This is a genomic window from Anaerosoma tenue, assembly GCF_023161965.1.
Classification (GTDB): Bacteria; Actinomycetota; Coriobacteriia; order Anaerosomatales; family Anaerosomataceae; genus Anaerosoma; species Anaerosoma tenue.
In genome coordinates this window covers 311160-329644 of sequence record NZ_JALNTY010000001.1, presented here as the reverse complement: position 1 = coordinate 329644, position 18485 = coordinate 311160, and the positions used below count along the sequence as shown (strand labels likewise).

The 18485-nt window shown below is 66.7% G+C and carries 19 protein-coding genes; all 19 read right to left on the bottom strand.

All coding sequences use genetic code 11. The annotated features are described in order from the left end of the window. Positions 1–7 precede the first annotated feature (7 nt). On the bottom strand, positions 8–907 hold the full coding sequence (locus MSB02_RS01615) for a tyrosine recombinase (protein WP_323748478.1): 900 nt from the start codon (positions 905–907) through the stop codon (positions 8–10). Positions 908–920: 13 nt separating this feature from the next. Continuing rightward, positions 921–2270: a methylenetetrahydrofolate--tRNA-(uracil(54)-C(5))-methyltransferase (FADH(2)-oxidizing) TrmFO gene (gene trmFO / locus MSB02_RS01610; protein ID WP_267193467.1), complete on the bottom strand. Its 1350-nt coding sequence runs from the start codon at positions 2268–2270 to the stop codon at positions 921–923. Positions 2271–2314: 44 nt separating this feature from the next. Further along, on the bottom strand, positions 2315–3157 hold the full coding sequence (gene dprA, locus MSB02_RS01605) for a DNA-processing protein DprA (protein WP_267193466.1): 843 nt from the start codon (positions 3155–3157) through the stop codon (positions 2315–2317). Next, entirely contained in the window at positions 3154–4614 is a 1461-nt protein-coding gene (locus MSB02_RS01600; protein WP_267193465.1) for a YifB family Mg chelatase-like AAA ATPase, read from the bottom strand. The genes dprA and MSB02_RS01600 overlap by 4 nt, the downstream gene beginning before the upstream one ends. 6 nt (positions 4615–4620) lie before the next feature. Continuing rightward, the gene (locus MSB02_RS01595) at positions 4621–4980 is read right to left on the bottom strand and encodes a YraN family protein (protein ID WP_267193464.1); all 360 of its coding nucleotides are present in this window, start codon (positions 4978–4980) and stop codon (positions 4621–4623) included. Positions 4981–5062: 82 nt separating this feature from the next. Then, entirely contained in the window at positions 5063–5839 is a 777-nt protein-coding gene (locus tag MSB02_RS01590; RefSeq protein WP_267193463.1) for a ribonuclease HII, read from the bottom strand. Between the two features lie 68 nt (positions 5840–5907). Next, the gene (rplS, locus tag MSB02_RS01585; protein WP_267193462.1) at positions 5908–6252 is read right to left on the bottom strand and encodes a 50S ribosomal protein L19; all 345 of its coding nucleotides are present in this window, start codon (positions 6250–6252) and stop codon (positions 5908–5910) included. A gap of 150 nt (positions 6253–6402) precedes the next feature. After that, positions 6403–7026: a signal peptidase I gene (gene lepB, locus MSB02_RS01580; RefSeq protein WP_267193461.1), complete on the bottom strand. Its 624-nt coding sequence runs from the start codon at positions 7024–7026 to the stop codon at positions 6403–6405. Then, positions 7019–7768: a tRNA (guanosine(37)-N1)-methyltransferase TrmD gene (gene trmD, locus MSB02_RS01575; protein WP_267193460.1), complete on the bottom strand. Its 750-nt coding sequence runs from the start codon at positions 7766–7768 to the stop codon at positions 7019–7021. The genes lepB (MSB02_RS01580) and trmD overlap by 8 nt, the downstream gene beginning before the upstream one ends. Further along, entirely contained in the window at positions 7765–8259 is a 495-nt protein-coding gene (locus MSB02_RS01570) for a ribosome maturation factor RimM (RefSeq protein ID WP_267193459.1), read from the bottom strand. The genes trmD and MSB02_RS01570 overlap by 4 nt, the downstream gene beginning before the upstream one ends. A gap of 33 nt (positions 8260–8292) precedes the next feature. Then, complete coding sequence (locus MSB02_RS01565; RefSeq protein ID WP_267193458.1) at positions 8293–8541, bottom strand: KH domain-containing protein; 249 nt, start codon at positions 8539–8541, stop codon at positions 8293–8295. 2 nt (positions 8542–8543) lie between these two features. Further along, the gene (gene rpsP, locus MSB02_RS10560) at positions 8544–8960 is read right to left on the bottom strand and encodes a 30S ribosomal protein S16 (protein ID WP_267193457.1); all 417 of its coding nucleotides are present in this window, start codon (positions 8958–8960) and stop codon (positions 8544–8546) included. A gap of 114 nt (positions 8961–9074) precedes the next feature. Further along, on the bottom strand, positions 9075–10424 hold the full coding sequence (gene ffh / locus MSB02_RS01555) for a signal recognition particle protein (protein WP_267193456.1): 1350 nt from the start codon (positions 10422–10424) through the stop codon (positions 9075–9077). 43 nt (positions 10425–10467) lie between these two features. Then, on the bottom strand, positions 10468–11010 hold the full coding sequence (lepB, locus tag MSB02_RS01550; protein ID WP_267193455.1) for a signal peptidase I: 543 nt from the start codon (positions 11008–11010) through the stop codon (positions 10468–10470). Positions 11011–11015: 5 nt separating this feature from the next. Further along, on the bottom strand, positions 11016–11936 hold the full coding sequence (gene ftsY, locus MSB02_RS01545; RefSeq protein ID WP_267193454.1) for a signal recognition particle-docking protein FtsY: 921 nt from the start codon (positions 11934–11936) through the stop codon (positions 11016–11018). Then, positions 11933–15469 (bottom strand): chromosome segregation protein SMC, encoded by a 3537-nt coding sequence (gene smc, locus MSB02_RS01540; RefSeq protein ID WP_267193453.1) that lies wholly within the window; start codon positions 15467–15469, stop codon positions 11933–11935. Before smc ends, ftsY begins: the two co-directional genes overlap by 4 nt. A 90-nt stretch (positions 15470–15559) precedes the next feature. Then, a complete protein-coding gene (rnc, locus tag MSB02_RS01535) occupies positions 15560–16258 on the bottom strand; it encodes a ribonuclease III (RefSeq protein ID WP_267193452.1) in 699 nt (232 codons plus the stop codon). Next, on the bottom strand, positions 16258–17499 hold the full coding sequence (gene fabF / locus MSB02_RS01530) for a beta-ketoacyl-ACP synthase II (protein ID WP_267193451.1): 1242 nt from the start codon (positions 17497–17499) through the stop codon (positions 16258–16260). Before fabF ends, rnc begins: the two co-directional genes overlap by 1 nt. Further along, the gene (locus tag MSB02_RS01525; RefSeq protein ID WP_267193450.1) at positions 17496–18458 is read right to left on the bottom strand and encodes an NAD(P)H-dependent flavin oxidoreductase; all 963 of its coding nucleotides are present in this window, start codon (positions 18456–18458) and stop codon (positions 17496–17498) included. Before MSB02_RS01525 ends, fabF begins: the two co-directional genes overlap by 4 nt. Positions 18459–18485 lie beyond the last annotated feature (27 nt).

Sequence of the window (18485 nt, the reverse complement as noted above, 5' to 3'; positions counted from 1 at the left end):
ACCTCCGTCAGGCCCGCGGATGTGCCCCTCGATGCACCTCACGGAGGTGCCTGGTACTCACGTGAGTATAAATCTGGGTGGTTGCCAGCGCAACGTGACCGAGCAGCTCCTGAACCGTTCTCAGATCCGCGCCGCCCTCCAGCAGGTGAGTGGCGAACGAGTGGCGCAGATCGTGCGGGGTGAGGTGACGTGTCTGTGCGATCGAGGAGAGGTGACGGTCAAGCATCCGCCGCACTCCCGAGGGGGAGAGACGCGTGCCAAGACGGTTAAGGAACAGAGCGGTCTCCCCCGCGCCTTTGTCGAGCGAGGGTCGTCCCTGCCGCATGTACTCGACGACCCGGCTCACGGCGAGCCGGTGGATGGGGACTATGCGCTCGCGCGAGCCCTTGCCCATCACACGAACGGTTCCGCTGGCGGTGTCCACGTCTCCGAGATCGAGGCCGGTGAGCTCCGAGACCCTGACTCCGCTGGCGTAGAGAAGCTCCAGGATCGCACGGTCTCGAAGGCCTTGTGGCGTCGAGGTGTCCGGGAGCGACAGGAGTTCGTCAAGAAACGGCTCAGGCGCCACGTCGGGCAAACGCTTGGGGATCTTCGGAGTGGACAGGACCGCGGCAGGACTTCCCGCGAGGTATCCACGTCTGACGAGGTATCGGTAGAAGGCCCGCACGGATGCGAGACGACGCGCCACGGTGCGTCTGGCGTAGCGGGCGCGGTCCAGCTCGGCGAGGTAGCGACGCAGGCGGCGGTGGTCGGCATCGAGGGGATGGACGCCTTCGCGCGCGGCCCAGTCGGAGAATCCCGCGAGGTCCGACGTGTACGCGGCGATGGTCCGGGGTGACAGGTTCCGTTCCACCCGAAGGTGGACGATGAACTCATCTATGAGGCTTTCGGTCGAAGGGCGTTCCACCGGTCTATCCTCCTCAGCCGATCTCGCCGTCCCGGCCGCGTTGGATAAGGTCCTGGCGTCTATCGAGATAGGCAGCCATGTCGCCACGCGCACGTTCGCTGTATGCAGCATACCGCGACCGTTTGCCTTTGACCGGTGGATCAAGCGGGGGAAGCAGGCCGAAGTTCACATGCATCGGCTGGTACGGTCGGGTGTTGGGATCGGTGGCATAGGCGATGAGCGAACCGAGCGCAGTGGTGGGCGGTAGCACGACAGGGTCGGAGCCGTTGCGCATGGCCCAGGTGTTGAGGGCTGCAAGCAGCCCGGTGGCCGCGGCCTCGAGGTATCCCTCCGTGCCACTGAGCTGGCCGGCGACACGGAGCCGTGGCAGCGCGCGGAGAGACAGGTCCGGTCCCAGGACACGGGGTGCGTCGATGAACGTGTTTCGGTGCATGACGCCGTGTCGAAGGAAGACCGCTCCATCGAGACCGGGAATCATCCGGAAGACACGATCCTGCTCGGCGAAAGTCAGGTTCGTCTGGAACCCGACCAGGTTGTACGCGGTGTGCCCCCTGTTCTCCGCGCGGAGCTGCACGACGGCCCAGGGCGGCTCGCCGTTGCGTGGATCGACCAGGCCCACAGGCTTGAGCGCACCGAACCTGAGCGCGTCGAGGCCGGTGCGGGCGATCTCCTCGACGGGCTGGCACGCCTGGAAGAGCTCTCGTCGCTCGAAGTCACGCAGGGTGACACGCTGAGCGCCCACCAACTCGGCCACGAACGACTCATATTGCGTCCGGGACATGGGGCAGTTGAGGTAGTCCGCCTGCCCGCCCTTCCCCCACCGCGAGGCTTCGAACACCTGACTGCGGTCCACGCTCTGCGCCTCCACGATAGGCGCTGCAGCATCGAAGAACGAGCGGTGTTCGCTGCCGACGATCCGGGAGAGCGCATCCATCAACGTGTCGCTCGCCAGCGGGCCGGCGGCGATGATGGCATCGCCATCGGGCATCCGTTCTACCTCGGAGTGCACCACGGTGATGAGCGGATGTCCTTCGATGGCTGCGGTGATGGCTTCACTGAACGCCGAACGATCGACCGCAAGCGCACCACCGGCAGGAACGGCCGTGTCGCGTGCTGTCGCGAGGATGAGAGAACCCAGATCGGCGAGCTCGCGTTTGAGGAGTCCCGCGGCGGTGGCCGGGTCGTCGCTCTTCAGGGAATTGGAGCATACGAGTTCTGCGAAGCGATCGGTGTGATGCGCGGGCCCCGTACGGATCGGGCGCATCTCGTGGAGGCGAACCGGCACGCCGCGACGTGCGAGTTGCCACGCCGCTTCTGAGCCCGCAAGACCCGCGCCGACGACCGTGACAGGCTCCACAACCACTCTCCGATCATACGGACGACATCATCAGGTTGCGGCGTAGGGTATCACGTCACACCGTACCGTCCGTCAGGGTATCGTGCGATCAGTCCCTGTGCCTCGAGACTACCGAGCGTCCTTGCCATCGACACGATGTCGACACCCAGAGGGCGAGCGAGGTCGTCCGGACGCATCGGGTCCGCTGTGAGGGCGCGGACGGCTGGATCCGTGCACACGGCTGTGGTGGCGGGAAGGGACCCCTCCCATCCGAGGAGCGCCGCGAGCTCAGCGGGATCGGTTGCCATCGCGGCGCCCTGCCTGATGAGACGGTTCGCGCCACGTGACTCGGGAGAGAAGATGGATCCCGGCACGGCCACGACCTCCCTTCCGGCATCGAGTGCCGCGTCGGCAGTGGAGAAGGTACCACTGGGGAGTCCCGCCTCGACCACCAGCACCGCGTGAGACAGGCCTGCGATGATGCGGTTCCGGCGCACGAACGTCCAACGGGTGGGCTGGTGTCCGAAGGGATACTCGGAGACGACCGCATGCTCCGCACGCATGGTGGCGAGTTCTTGTGCGGACCTGCGGGGGTAATCGATGTCGGGGCCGCACCCGAGTACAGCGACCGACGGACCCCCGGTGGCAAGCGCGGTGCGGTGCGCCTCTGTATCGCAGCCGACCGCGGCTCCCGAGATGACCGTGATGCCCGACCGCGCCGCCCACTCGGCGAACATGCGCGCGCATCGTAGTCCGTACGGTGTGGCCTTCCGTGATCCTACGATAGCCAGACCGGGCACGAGCGCGCCGGGGTCACCGACCCCGTAGAGCCGCTCCGGGGGGTCAGGCGTACGGGCGAGCAACTCGGGATACCCCGGCGTCCCGAGCCGAAGAACGAAGCGGCCACCCCTCACGACTGCTCCCAGCAACGGTACGCCAGCGCTTCGCTCAGGTGATCCGATCCGATGTCGTCACAGGTCTCCAGGTCCGCGAGTGTGCGAGCGACTCTGAGGACACGGGTGACTGCGCGCCCCGAAAGGCACGAGGCGCGCGCGGCAGAGGCCAGGTATGCCCGCGCTTCGTGCGTGAGGGACCCGCGGAGGTCACCCGGAGGGCGTGAGGCCGCGAACGTTCGTGCACGTACGACCCTTCCTCGCACGTCGTCGGTCGAAGGGCGCTTCGCTCCATGCTCGAGCAGCAGCGACGGGTCGATCCGGTCCACTCGCACCGATATGTCGATACGGTCGTACATGGGGCCACCGATGCGGCCGAGGTACCGGGACACGGCTCCCTCAGAGCATCTGCACACACGCTCCGGGTCCCCTGCATAACCACAGGGGCATGGGTTCATGGCCGCCGCCAGAGTGACGCGTGCGGGGTACCTGATGGCACCGTTCGCGCGTACGAGGGTGACGACCCCCTCCTCGATGGGTTGCCGCAACGCCTGGAGCGCGGCTGGCGCGAACTCCGCGATCTCGTCCAAGAAGAGCACTCCGTTGTGCGCGAGGCTGATCTCCCCGGGTCGGGGCGGCGTGCCCCCACCGACAAGCCCGGCAACGGTACAGGAATGGTGGGGAGCGCGGAACGGACGCGCACCCTCGATGATGGCGCGTGGGTCGATCCCTGCCACCGAGTGTATGAGCGCTGACTCCAGGCGCTCCTTGTCTTGAAGCGGCGGAAGCAGTCCGGCGAGCGCTCTGGCAAGCATGGTCTTCCCGGATCCGGGCGGGCCCGTCATCAGCAGATGATGTCCTCCTGCAGCGGCCACCTCAAGGCATCGCTTCGCCGTCTCATGTCCCGCGATGTCTTCAAGTCTGACCGACAACGGCTGTGGCCCAGGGGGTCCGCCCCGTTGGACCGTGAGTGTATCGGGGAGCCCTGCACGCAGGGAACCGAGGTCCGCAAGAGCTCTGAACCCGAGCCCAGGGACGACCGACACGACATCCTCCGAGCCGGCGGGCCCGAGAAGTTCCCTGCCCTGTGAGGCAGCCGAGATCGCGTGGGCGAGCATGCCCGGGACATCGCGCACCGTGGCATCGAGTCCGAGCTCACCGACGGCCGAGAGGTCGGCGAATGTGGTGGCAGGTATCTGCCCAGTTGCGCAGAGGACCGCCAGAGCGATGGGCAGGTCGAAGCCGGTGCCGTGCTTGCGTAGAGGTGCAGGCGCCAGATTGACGATGACCCGCGCGTTGGGGAACTCGTATCCGGCGGTCCTCAAGGCGGCGCGCACGCGATCTCGCGCTTCCTGGACGGCGGCGTCGGGCAGGCCGACGATCCCGAACACCGGCAGGCCGGATGACACGTCCGCCTGCACCTCTACGGGAACCGCCTCCACTCCATGCAGCGTGGCCGTGGTGATGGTGGCTTGCACGGTAGGTCACGCCACGAACGCTGCGCGATGGTGTCTCAGCAGTGCCCGATCATCCGAGATCACTGCCACTGAGACCACGTCGAACCGGACTGCGCAGTCGGCGAGCCCTGCGGAGGAGATGTAGCCCTGGGCAAGCCTGGCGAGTCTGCGCTGCTTCGAGGCCGATACCGCTTCTTCCGGCGTGCCAGCGGAGGTGCTTCGCCGGGTCTTCACCTCACAGATGACCAACTCCTCGCCGTCGAGGGCGATGATGTCGATCTCGCCGCGCTCTGTCCGCCAGTTCCGCTCGAGGATCTCCATCCCCATCCGCTCCAGATACGCCGCTGCGGCGCTCTCTCCACGCATGCCGATGTCTGTGCTTCCCATGCCTGCTCCTTTCGACACACGGAGCATGACCGGTGACGTGAACCAGGATGTGAACCGTTCCTAACCGGCGACGGGCCCGGGCTTAGAAGAGCCGCTGAGCGGAGCAGGGAGCGAACGACCGACGATGGACCGGCGACGGGCCGAGACGGTCGAGCGCCTCGAGGTGTGAAGGGCTTCCATAGCCCTTGTTCCCGGCGAAACCGTAGTCCGGGAATCGGGCGTCGAGTTCCACCATCAGCCGGTCGCGGGCGACCTTGGCCACTATCGAAGCAGCGGCGATGGCGCGTATATGGCGGTCACCCCCGACGTATGCGGTGCACGGGGGACCCAACAGTACGGGAAGACCATCCACCAACACGTGGTCTGGACGCATGCTCAGGGCGTTCACAGCGTCGCGCATGGCGCATAGATTCGCCTGGGCGATACCGAGTCTGTCGATGTCGTCGGGGCCGACATGCGCTACGGCCAGCCCGAGCGCCTGCTCGCGTATGACCCTGTCCAGACGCTCGCGTGCCTGAGCCGACAGCCGCTTCGAATCGGTCAGCCCTGGCAGGCATGTCTCGCGCGGGAGCACGCATGCGCACGCTGAGACCGGACCTGCCAGAGCGCCGCGGCCGACCTCATCGACGCCCGCGACGCAGAGGAGTCCCCCATCCATGAGCGCGATCTCGACCCGCGCGAGCGCGTCGAGCCGCTCCGCTTCGCGAAGAGCACGTTCCAGGCGCCGGTGCGCCCGGCCCACGGCGGCTACGACCCCCGGGCGGTCATCCTGCGAGAACCGCTCCAGCAGCGACGGCAGGTGATCGACGTCGGCGCTCGTGAGGAGGGCGACCACCGTGGCGACAGAAGATGTGTCCATGCGGACAGTGTAACCCCGACACGACGAAGGCCCCGGACGGATCCGGGGCCTTCGGGCGATGCGGGATGCTAGTGGCGCAGTTCCTTGACGCGCGCGGCCTTACCGACCTTGTCGCGCAGGTAGTAGAGCTTGGAGCGCCGCACCTTGCCGCGCGAAACCACCTCGAGCGCGACGATCTTGGGCGAGTGTACGGGGAACGTACGCTCCACGCCCACGGCGAAGGAGATCTTGCGGACCGTGAAGGTCTCACGATTGCCAGCGCCATGGCGCCGGATCACGATGCCCTGGAACGGCTGCACGCGCTCGCGGGAGCCCTCGACGACCTTGTACATGACCTTGACGGTATCCCCTACGCCGAACTCGGGCAGGTCTTCACGCAGCTGCTGCTGCTCGATAGCGCGGATCTTGTCCATGAGACGTTCCTGTTCAGTCTGTGGTGTCTTCAGTAAGGTGCCCGGAGGCACGAGTGCACAGTATAGCGAAGGGTCGTGACACAGGCAACGGGGCCGGGCATGTCGATCGGACGCCATACGCCTGTGAGCCGTCGTGTCCCGACGTACAGGTCATTCCATCAGGCCTATACGTTCGGGCGGCCAGAACCGGATGATCGCGCGACCTTTGATCTCCGTCAGGGGAACCGATCCGAACACGCGCGAATCTGCGCTGTTCGTACGGTTGTCCCCCATGAGCCAGACGTGACCCTCAGGGACGGTGTAGGGCATCTCCTGGATCATCGGCTCGGACGGCAGGCCGTGCGTGTACGGTTCATCGAGCACCACTCCGTCGACGACGACCTCTCCGCCGACGAGATCTACCGTTTCCCCTCCCAGCGCGATGACGCGCTTGATCAGCGTATCGACGGAGCCTGTGGGGTCCTCGAGCACCACGATGTCGCCACGCTCCGGTTCGGTGAACCGGTAGATGAACTTGTTGGCGATGACCCGGTCCTGAAGCTCGATGGTGGGGATCATCGAGCCGCTGGGGATGACGTAGGGCTGCACGACGAACGTCCGGATCGCGGCAGCCAGTATGAACGCGAGTGCGACCATCGCGACCAATTCGGCAAGCCACCGGATGAATGATATCGGGCGCTCACCATCGTCCGTCATGGTCGTCCCCTCCCGTACAGCCGGTACGGTCTCCGTCACGTCGGCGAGGTCGTTGCGCTCGTACTCCTGCTCAGTCACGTTCGTGGGTCTCCGATCCTTCAACGATGGAACGCGCGAACTCCGCCTCTTCGGGGCTGAGATGCGCGCGGGCGATCAGGTCTGGGCGGCGTTCCGCGGTGCGTCGCACCGATTCACGCCGACGCCATGCAGCGATGCGCGCATGGTCACCGCTCAGAAGCACATCGGGGACGCGCATCCCCTCGAACTCCGCGGGGCGAGTGTATTGAGGATACTCCAGAAGGCCGTCGGAGAACGACTCATCCGCGGCGGATTCGGTACAGCCGAGCACACCCGGCTGAAGCCTCGCGACCGAATCCACGAGCACCAGAGCCGGAAGCTCGCCGCCGGTGAGCACATAGTCCCCGATGGATATCTCGAGGTCGGCGCGCGAGAGGATACGGTCGTCGAAGCCCTCGTACCGGCCACAGACGATGACGAGGCGCGGATGCGCAGCGAGCTCCCGTACGAGCGCCTGGTCCAGAGGCCTTCCCTGTGGCGACATCACTACGACGAACGGGGGTTGCGGATCCAAGTCGACCATGGCATCGAGCGCCTGATGGACCGGTTCGGGCTTCATGACCATGCCCGGCCCGCCTCCGAAGGGGTAGTCGTCCGTGGTGCGGTGGCGATCCGCTGTCCATTCCCGCAGATCGTGCACCGCCACGTCGACGGCGCCGCCTGATATGGCACGTCCCAGTATCGAGGCCTGCAGCACGGGCTCGAACATATCGGGCAGGACCGTGATGATGTCGATCCTCATGGCGTGCCACCGTTCTCGTCGATCAGGCCGTCGAGCAGCGTGATGTGAAGCATGCGGTTCTGATCATCGACCTCTCGCATCACGTCGGCTATCACCGGGACGAGCACCTGGCCGAATGGGCCGCCCTCCACCACGAGCACGTCGTTGGCTCCGGTGATGATGCGCTCTGTGACCCGTCCGATGTCGCCACGTATGGAGTCGTGTACCGTGTAGCCAAGAAACCCCTCGTCCCGGGTGGGCGCTTCGGGCAGGTCGCTCTCCCGGGCGAGCAACCACCGGCCGACGAGGTCATGGGCAGCGGCCGCATCCGCGACCTCGGACAACCTCACGAGGGTCCCTTTTGAGACCGGACGGATGTCGCCGAGCTCGTACCGGCGGACCTCAGCAGGGGGCGGAACGACCCAGACCATCAGCTCGTCGAGATCATGCACTGAGAGGCCGTCGGCCAACGCCACGACGACCTCCCCTGTGGTTCCGTGAACCTTCGTCACACGTCCGACCCTGCGGTACGGAGCAGGCATCGCTCAGCCGACGACCTCTACCGTGGCGTCAGAGCCGTTGAGCGACGCCGCAGCCCTCACGAGCACGCGGAGCGATTTCACGACGCGCCCCTGCCTGCCGATGACCTTGCCTACGTCATCCGGATGGACAGTGACCTCGTATGTGGTGAGCGCATCCGTCTCCTGCTTGTCGATCGCCACCTCTTCGGGGTGCTCGACCAGTGAGGTCACAACGTACGTGACCAAAGCATCGACGTCAGCGTCGCGTGTCATCACTACTCAGCCGCCTCGGCAGTCTCTGCCTCGGCTGGCTCCGCGGACTCCTCGACCTCGGGCTCGGCGGCGGCCTCAGCGGCCTTCGCCTCTGCCTCGGCTGCGGCCTTGGCGTCGGCTTCCGCCTTTGCCTGAGCCTTCTTCGAAAGCGTCTCGGCCTTCTCCGGTGTCTTCGCCTCAGGGTCCTTGGCGATGGCGAGCAGCTTCGCCACGGTGTCGCTCGGGGTCGCGCCCTTGGCGATCCAGGCGTCGATCTTCTCGACATCGAGCTCGATGGTGGACGGCTCGGTACGCGGGTTGTACCGGCCGAGGATCTCGATGAACCGGCCGTCGCGAGGAGCGCGTGAGTCGGCCGCGACGACGCGGTAGAACGGGGCCTTCTTCGCGCCCGCGCGAGCAAGGCGGATCTTGACTGCCAAAACCTTCACCTCCGTGTAGGTGGCCTATGCGTGGCCACTCGTGAGCAAAAGCAGCGACTAATGATACGAGATGGGACTGTGCAGGTCAAAAGGGGCTTTGCGCGGACCAGACGGCTACATGCCACCCGGCATACCCGGCATGAACGGACCGCGTCGTCTCCCCTTCTTACCCTGCCGTTCCGCCACCTGGAACTGCTTCATCATCTTCTTCGCCTGAGCGAACTGCTTGAGAAGTTGGTTTACATCGTATACCGAGACACCAGAGCCGACCGCGATGCGTTCGCGACGCGATCCGTTGATGATCGAGGGCTTGGCGCGCTCGCGCGGCGTCATCCCACGGATGATGGCCTCCGTTCGCGCGAGTGCCCCCTCATCGACCTCGGCATCCTTGGGGAGCTTGTTGGCGCCGGGGATCATCTTGAGGATGTCCGAGAGCGAACCCATCTTCCGCACCTGCTGGAGCTGTGAGAGGAAGTCGTCAAGGGTGAACTCGCCGGACCGCAAGCGCGACTCCATGTCGGCGGCCGTTTCGGCATCGATCGAGTCCTGGGCCTTCTCGATCAGGGTGACCACGTCGCCCATGCCGAGGATCCGCTTGGCCATGCGCTCAGGGTGGAAGACCTCAAGTGCGTCGAGCTTCTCTCCAAGACCGACGAACTTGATCGGCCGTCCGGTGACCGAGCGGACTGAGAGGGCCGCGCCGCCTCGTGCATCGCCGTCGAGCTTGGTCACGATCACGCCGTCGAAGTCCACGCGTTCGGCGAACGCCTTGGCGGCGGTCACGGCGTCCTGTCCGGTCATCGCATCCACGACCATCAGAACCTGGTCGGGCCGGATCGCGTCCCGTATGGCGGCAGCCTCGTCCATCATCTGTTCGTCTATGTGGAGGCGGCCGGCGGTGTCTACGATGACCACGTCGCGCATCCGGTCGATCGCCTCGCGGACACCCGCGCGTGCGATATCGACCGGTTCAGCCCCGTCCTGCCGGTAGACCGGGACACCCAGTTGGGAGCCGAGCGCCTCCAGCTGGTCGATCGCTGCCGGGCGGTACACGTCGCATGCCACCATCATCGGGCTCTTGCCCTGCTGCTGGAGCAGGCGGGCAAGTTTCGCCGAGGCGGTCGTCTTGCCCGATCCCTGGAGACCTACGAGCATGACGATCGAAGGCATACGGCCGGAGAACACCAGCTTCGACTCCGTGCCTCCCATGAGGGTGGTGAGCTCCTCGAGGACGATCTTGACCACCATCTGGCCGGGAGTCAGGCTCTTCATCACGTCCTGGCCGACCGCCCGTTCGCGGACGGCGGCAACGAACGTCTTCACGGTCCGGAAGTCCACATCGGCCTCGAGCAGAGCGAGGCGCACCTCGCGCATCGCAGCGTCGACGTCGTCCTGGGACAGGACTCCCCTGCCGGTCAGCTTGCTGAAGACCTCCTGGAGACGGTCGGTGAGATTCTCGAACACGGCATACCTCCGGACGGTGACACGCGGCTCGGAGCTGCAGCGGCTACTCGACGCCTCCGAGCCTGTGCAGCGGGAACACGATAGCGACAACCCTACCATTGACGGCTGACACGGGCACAGGCCCCACGATGCGGCTGTCGTACGAGACACCCCTGTTGTCACCCGCGATGTAGACCATGCCGTCGGGAACGACGAACGGAGGAGCGTAGAAGTCCTCGTGTTCGGGGACCGCGCCGTAGCCGGAAGGCGCCAGATCCCCGTTCACGTAGATGCGGTCACCGAAGACCTCGACCGTGTCGCCCCCGATCGCGGCGACGCGCTTGATCACACGTACGCTGCGTCCGTACTCGTCGGGGACGTTCACCGAAAGGACATCGCCGACGGCGGGGTCAGGGTAGCCCTTCGTGAGAAGGATCCGGTCCCCGTTGAGGAGGGTCGGCGCCATGGAGGGACCGTCTATCCGGATGGTCGTGAAGACGACGTAGAAGACGGTGATGAAGATGCCGAGCGCAAGGGCAAGGATGGCGGCCGTGACAAGAAGCCGCCTGTCGCTCTCGCGCCACGGGATGAAACGGTGTTCTTCCACGGGCGTCAGTCGACGTCGCCGACGAGCGCAGACGCGAACGACAGGGGGTCGAACCGCTCGAGGTCGTCGAGCCCCTCACCTACCCCGATGCGGACCACGGGCACGCCGATGCCGCGGGCGACCGCAACGACGATGCCGCCCTTGGCGGTACCGTCGAGCTTGGTCAGTATCACACCGTCGAGGTCGAGGGCGCGATCGAACTCCCGTGCCTGCACCAGACCGTTCTGGCCGGTGGTGGCGTCCACCACCAATATGGTTCGCACAGGGAAGGGACTCTCCCGCTCGGCTACCCGCTTGATCTTCTGGAGCTCCGCCATCAGGTCGGGCGAGGTATGGAGGCGTCCTGCGGTGTCGATGATGATGATCTCCGCGTCGCGCACGCGCGCCTCGGAGATGGCGTCATAGGCCACGGCGGCCGGATCGGCCCCGTGGGCCCGCTCGACCACCGGAACCCCCGCGCGCTCGCCCCACACGCGGAGTTGCTCGATCGCGGCTGCCCGGAACGTATCGCCGGAGCCGATCACCACGGAGCGCCCCATGGCCGAAAGCTGAGCGGCGAGCTTCCCCACGCTAGTGGTCTTCCCGGTACCGTTGACGCCGACCATCAGGATGCATGCGGGACCAGAGTCGAAGGGATCGTCGCCAGGTACGGTGACCTCGGCAGCGATCTCGTCCACGAGCCTGTGGACCACCGCGGGCGCATCTGCCAGCGCTTCGCGAGCGGCGGCTCGCCTGAGGCGTTCCACCATCTCCGACGCCGCCTGGGCGCCCATGTCGGCGAGGATCAGCGCCTCTTCGAGTCCGTCCCAGAAGTCATCGTCGAGGTCGGGACCGCGCCGTAGCAGTACGTTGAGGCTTCCGCCCAGCTGCTCCCTGGTCCGGGAGAGCCCCTCACCAAGACGCTTGTACCAGGGCGCTTGCGTCATGCGGACGCCCCGTGGGGAAGGGCGCGGTCGAGCTTCTGGCTGACCACCTTGCTGACACCGTCGGCCTGCATGGAGACGCCATACAGCACGTCGGCCATCTCCATTGTCCGTCGCTGGTGCGTCACGATGATGAACTGGGTGTGATGCCGCATGCTGTCGACGAACGCGATGAACCGCCGCAGGTTGGTGTCGTCGAGCGCGGCTTCCACCTCGTCCAGGATGTAGAACGGGCAAGGTCTGGTGCGATAGACGGCGAAGAGCAACGCGAGTGCGGTGAGTGACTTCTCTCCACCCGAGAGCAAGGTCATCTTCTGGAGGCGCTTGCCTCGCGGTTGCGCGATCACCTCCACACCGGTGTTCTCGGGATCGTCCGGCTCGGTGAGCGTGAGAGAGGCGTTCCCACCGGGGAACAGCACGCTGAAGACCTCCTGGAAGTGAGCGTCAACGAGCTCGAACGTGTCGAGGAAGCGGTCGCGGACCTTGCGGTCTATCGCCGCGACCACCTTCTGCAGCGCCTTGCGGCTCGCCATCAGGTCGTCCAACTGCAGCTGCATGAAGTCACGGCGCTCCTGGAGACCGGAGAACTCCTCCATCGCGACCGGGTTGACCGGACCGAGGTTGGAGATTCGCTTGCGCAGCTTCATGGCGCGGTCGCCGGCCGAAGCGCGATCCTCTACCGGCGGGATCTCCAGCGCCCGCTCGATGGGCACGCCGAGGTCCTCCACGATCCGCTTCACGGCAGCTGTGACCTGCACCTCGAGCGCAGCCTTGTCCACACGCACGTCCGCCATGGTACCGCTCGCGGCCTCCACAGCCGCTTGCGCCTGACGCACCGCCTCCTGACCGTCATGGATCGTCTGCCGGAGCGACTCGGAGTCCGCCTGCTCGAACCTGGCGCGATCACGCAGCTTGTCGGCCCAGTGCTCGCTTCGCTCCAGCAGCACCTGGTAGAGCGCATGGAGCGGCTCGACACGGGCGCGGAGCGTCTCGAGCGCCTCGGCTGTCTCGCCTGAGTGCGTCACGGCGTGCTCCAGCTCGCGCAGCTCAGAGGTAAGGGCGGCCTGCCGACGCTTGAGGTGGACCTCGCGCTCGGAGACCGCGGCGATCTCCACCTGGCACGCGCCAAGACGGTTGGCGACCTCGCTCTCCACCCTGAACCGCGCGTCCCGATCCTCACGCATCGCCACGGCCGAGTCCTCGAGCTCCTCGATGCGTGCAAGCCCCGTGTCGATCCTCTCGGTGAGGGCGCGCTGTGCGGGGCGGTCCTTCGCGGTCTTCTCCTCGATCTGCCTGATCCGCAGGTCGATCGACGCCGCCTCGGTATCCGAATCGGTGACGCTCTGTTCGAGCCGGCCGACCTCCTCGCGAAGCGATGCCTCCTCACCGGTGAGCGTGGCCAGCTCTTGGCCGAGGGCGAGTGCTTCCTCCTGCGCCGCGCTGAGCGACTCGCCCGCCGCCACGAGCGCCGCCTCCGCCGCGCCGACCTCGGAGTCGAGGGCCGCGTAACGATCGTTGAGCTCGACGAGCTGCCGCTTCCGGGCTATCACACCGGCGTCTTCGTCGAGGTTCGGCCCCCTGCGGAGACGGCCGCCGGACCAGGCCATGTGGCCCTGTGGTGTGACGAGCCGCCATGGGCCGTCGGCATCGGCGATGGCTTCGTCAAGCGAGTCGACGACACGCACATCCCCGATGAGAGCGTGCAGCGCGCGGCGCAGGTCATCAGGGATGGTGATGCGGTCGACGAGACGTACGCCAGGACCGTCCGCCGGGAGTTCCGCCGTTCGGACGTCATCCACTGCGAGCAGCGAGAAGTCAGACGCACCGTTCTCCTCAAGCACAGCGAGAGTGCGCCGCAGGTCGCTGCTGCTCCGGACGAGCACACAGAAGACGTCGGCGCCGAGCACCCGCTCCACGACCTGTTCGTACTCCGCAGGAACGGTGATGTGATCCGTGACGGGTCCGATGACGCCCGGGGAACCATCGTCCCGGGCCAGCAGCGTTGCGAGGGCCGGAGATGCGCTCTCGAAGGCCCGGTCTACCTCCTCGAGGCCACGGATGCTTGCGCGGACCTCGGCGAGCTCGTTCCTGAGCCTGTCCAATGCGATGCGTTTGGACTCGGTGAGTCGGACGTGCTTGTCGACCTCGGACGCTGCGAGATCGCGCTCCTTCCCGGCTCGCGCGATCCGCTTCTCAAGATGATCGAGCCGGTTCCGCCGGGCCGACAGGGTCTGCATGAGGGCCGAGCGACTGTCGCGGACGGCCGTGGCGCGCTCCTGGAGGATCTCCGATTCGAGAGCGAAGCCGGAGAGCGCCTGCTGGATGTCCGTAAGCTCCGTGCGCGCATCGTCAACGTCCTTGCGCGCGCGCCGGCTCTCCGTCATCACACGGGTGAGCGCCTCCTCGGCGGCAAGACGCTCCTTGCGGGCCGTCTCCGACTCCCTGCGCAGTTCACCGAGTTGCGTGTACAGCGCCTGGATCTTGGCTTCCGTGACGGCCCGCTCCTCGGCGATCTGCTCGAGCTCCTGCGTCCTGGCCTCGAGTCGCGTGCCGCTCTGGTGGAACTTCTGACGGAGCTCGGACAAGCGCTCGACGAGGTTCTTGCCTTTCTCCTCCAGGAGGAGCAACCCCGAGTTGGTCCGTTCGAGAACGGACTGCAGTCGCCGGCGCTGCTCTGAGAGATCGCCGACGAAAAGGCCCTTCTCCTCGAGAAGCGACTGGAACCTGGCGAGCTCACGTTCCTTCTCAGCCAGGCGATACCGCGCCAGGTCGACCTCGGCGTCCCGCTCGCGCTCCCGCCGCTCAAGCCCGTCCCACTGGTCCTGCAGCGCCCGGAGGTCCCCCACAGCGAGGGCGACCTCGAGATCGCGCAGCTCGGCCTCGATCTCGCGGTACTCGCGCGCCTTGTCGGCCTGTCTCTGCAGCGGCTTGAGCTGGCGGTCGATCTCGGTGAGGACGTCGCGTATGCGGTCGAGGTGCACGTCCATCGTAGTGAGCTTGCGTACCGCCCGCACCTTACGCTTCTTGTGCTTGAGCACACCGGCAGCCTCTTCGATGAGCGCGCGGCGGTCCTCCGGCTTGGAGTTGAGGATCTCGTCGAGCCGGCCCTGGCTGATGATCGAGTGGGTGTCGCGTCCCAGGCCCGTGTCGTGGAGCAGCTCCTGGATGTCGAGGAGGCGCGAAGGCGACTGGTTGATCAGGTACTCGCTCTCCCCGTTGCGGAACATCCGACGGGTGATGGTGACTTCGCTGAACTCGAGCGGCAGCGTGCCGCTGCGATTGTCGAGCACGAGGTCCACCTCGGCGATGCCGACAGCCTGTCGTGCCGACGAACCCGCGAATACGACGTCCTCCATGGAGTTGCCGCGAAGGGTCTTGGCCGACTGCTCGCCGAGCACCCACAGGACCGCATCGGAGATGTTGGACTTGCCCGAGCCGTTGGGGCCCACGACGACAGTGACCCCGGGCTCAAGCGCGAGACGGCTCTTGTCGGCGAAGGACTTGAACCCTTTGAGGGTGAGTGACTTCAGGTACAAGTGACAGCCCATTCCGCAGGATGTGACGGTAGGTGTGCCGGGCCTGACCCCGCGCCGGACGTCCCGTATCCTACCACAGCGGGTCGGCGCTCAGCGGGCCCCCGAGCCCCCCTCCAGCGCCTCCAGTGCGGCTGTCGCCGCCGCCTTCTCAGCGGATTGCTTCGACCCCCCGATGCCGCGGCCGGAGACCTCTCCGGACACGGATACCTCCACCGTGAATCTGCGATCGTGTGGAGGGCCGTCGGTAGACACCACGCGGTACTGCGGGAGCACACCCCACTGTGCCTGCGTGAGTTGCTGGAGCAGCGACTTGGGATCGCCCTGCGCGCTCGTCTTCCCATCGGGGGCTGCGGCGACGATGCGTTCGACGAGCGCCGTCGCGGGCTCGAGACCTCCGTCGAGGTAGACGGCGCCTACCAGCGCCTCGAGCGCGTTCTCGAGCACGGAGCTCCGAACGCGCTCGCCGGCGGCGTCGGCGCCTCTCCCGAGCCTCAGAAGGTCGGCGATGCCGAGGGAGTCTGCGGCCTGTGCGAGCGACTCGCCGGCCACTACGGAGTGCTTGCGCCGGGTCAGGTCTCCCTCGGGCTCCCCAGGGAACGCGCGATAGGTGCGATCGGCCACCAGGAAGCCCAGGACAGCGTCGCCGAGGAACTCCAGTCGGTCGTATGCCTCCGTACCGGCATGCTCCGCCGCGTAGGACGGATGAGTGAGCGCCACGTCCAGCAGGTCGGGGTCGCGGAACCGGTACCCGAGCGACCGGGCGACCCGATCCTGTAGCGAACCGGACATCAGGCGAGCCCCTCCAGCACGGTGAAGAACAGCGTCGCGTTGTGGCCGCCGAATCCGAAGGAGTTGCTGAGCGCCGAGCGGATATCGGCCTCGCGGGCGGTATTGGGAACGTAGTCGAGGTCGCACTCGGGGTCGGGTGTCGTGTAGTTGATCGTGGGCGGCAGCACACCGTCGCGCATAGCCAGCACGCAGATGGCGGCTTCGAGCGACCCGGCGCCGCCGAGGAGGTGCCCGGTCATCGACTTGGTGGACGACACCGGCGGAGCGTCCGCGCCGAACACCTGCTTGATGGCGCCTGTCTCCGCGGCATCGCCCAGCCCGGTGGAGGTGCCGTGGGCGTTGATGTAGTCCACCGCCGACGGTGCCACCCCGGCGCGTTCGAGAGCCTGCCGCATCGCCCTGCGGGCGCCGTCACCGGACGGGTCTGGAGCGGTGAGGTGATACGCGTCGGCGGATGCGCCGTAGCCGGAGAGCTCGGCGTAGATCCTCGCACCGCGAGACCGCGCGTGCTCGAGATCCTCGAGGACCAGGATGGCTCCGCCCTCGCCCATCACGAAGCCGTCGCGGTCGGCGTCGAACGGCCTCGACGCGCCTTGCGGATCGTCGTTCCGGGTGGACAGTGAGCGGGCCGATGAGAACCCCGCCAGGCCGAGCGGTGTGACACCGCAGTCGAAACCTCCGGCGATGACGACGTCGGCATCGCCTCTGCGTATGGCCTCGCCCGCCTCGCCGATCGAGTGCGTCCCGGTAGCGCAGGCGGAGACCGGCGCGTAGTTGATCCCCTTGGCGCCGAGCCTGATCGAGATGTGGCCGGCCGCGAGATCGACGATCATCATCGGGACGAGGAAGGGGCTCACCCGTGCGGGGCCCTTCTCCTCGAGCACGGTCTTCTGCTCCTCCATCGTGGCAAGGCCGCCGATGCCCGAGCCCACGATCACGCCCACGCGGTCCGCGTTCTCATCGTCGATCTCGAGACCCGCGTCCTCGACCGCCATCACCGCGGAGGCAAGGGCGAACTGCTGGAACCTCGAGAGGCGGCGGGCCTCCTTCGGCTCTATCCACGGCGACGGATCCCAGTCGTCCACGCAGGCGGCGAACCGGACCGGGTACGCCGATGCGTCGAACGAGGTGATGGGCCCTACCCCGCTGCGACCGTTGCGGATCGAATCCCACATGGCGTCGATGCCGACGCCTACAGGCGACACCGCGCCCAGCCCCGTGACGACGATACGTCTGCTCACTGCGCTTCCTCCTCGGTCGCCGTGCGCCACTCATCCTCGAGGCGCGCCATCAACTCCCCTACCGGCAGGATATCGTGAATGCGGGCGGCCGATGTGCCCGCGAACACCAGGCCCTCCACCACGTCACCTCGCTGTGAACGCTGGAGCGCATCCATGATGCAGTACTCTTTGCCGCACTCCTTGAGGCACGACTTGCACCGCTCTATGCGCGGGTAGTCTCCCACCGCCAGACGCTCGGTGAGCGGGTTCACGATCGCCCGGCCGGGAAGGCCCACCGGGCTCTTGGTGAGGACGATGTCGTCTTCACACGCCTCGAGGTAGAGCCGTTTGAACTCATCGGAAGCGGAACACTCCTCCGTGGCGACGAACCGTGACCCCATCTGCACCCCTGATGCGCCGGCATCGAGCATCCGCTTGATGTCGGCTCCGGTAACGATCCCCCCCGCCGCGATGACGGGGATGTCCACAGCGTCCAGGATCTCAGGGAGAAGGTCGTCCACGTGCTGGTCGGTGCCGAGATGGCCTCCGGCGTCCACGCCCTCGACGACCACCGCCGACGCGCCGAACCGCTCAGCCAGACGTGCCACCCGCGCGGAGCCGACGATCGGCACGCACTCCACGCCTGCGTCGCGGCACCAGCCGAAGACGTCGCGGGAGAAGCCCGCGCCTGCGACCACCAGGTCGACGCCCTCGCCGATCGCGGCATGGACGAGGTCCTTGAACGCCCGGACGGCCACCATGATGTTGACGCCGATGACACCCGAGGTGGCAGCGCGAGCCGCACGCACCTCGGCCGCCAACTCGTCGACGGTGAGACCCGAACCCGCGATCAGTCCCACTCCCCCGGCTTCGGCTACAGCCGCGGCGAGCGGCGAGAGCGAGATCCGCACCGCCATGCCGCCCTGGACTATGGGCAGGCGAGCGGTCCGGGATCCGATCGTGAGCGTTGGCATCTCCATGCTTCCTCCTAGCGGTGCGCGGGCGGC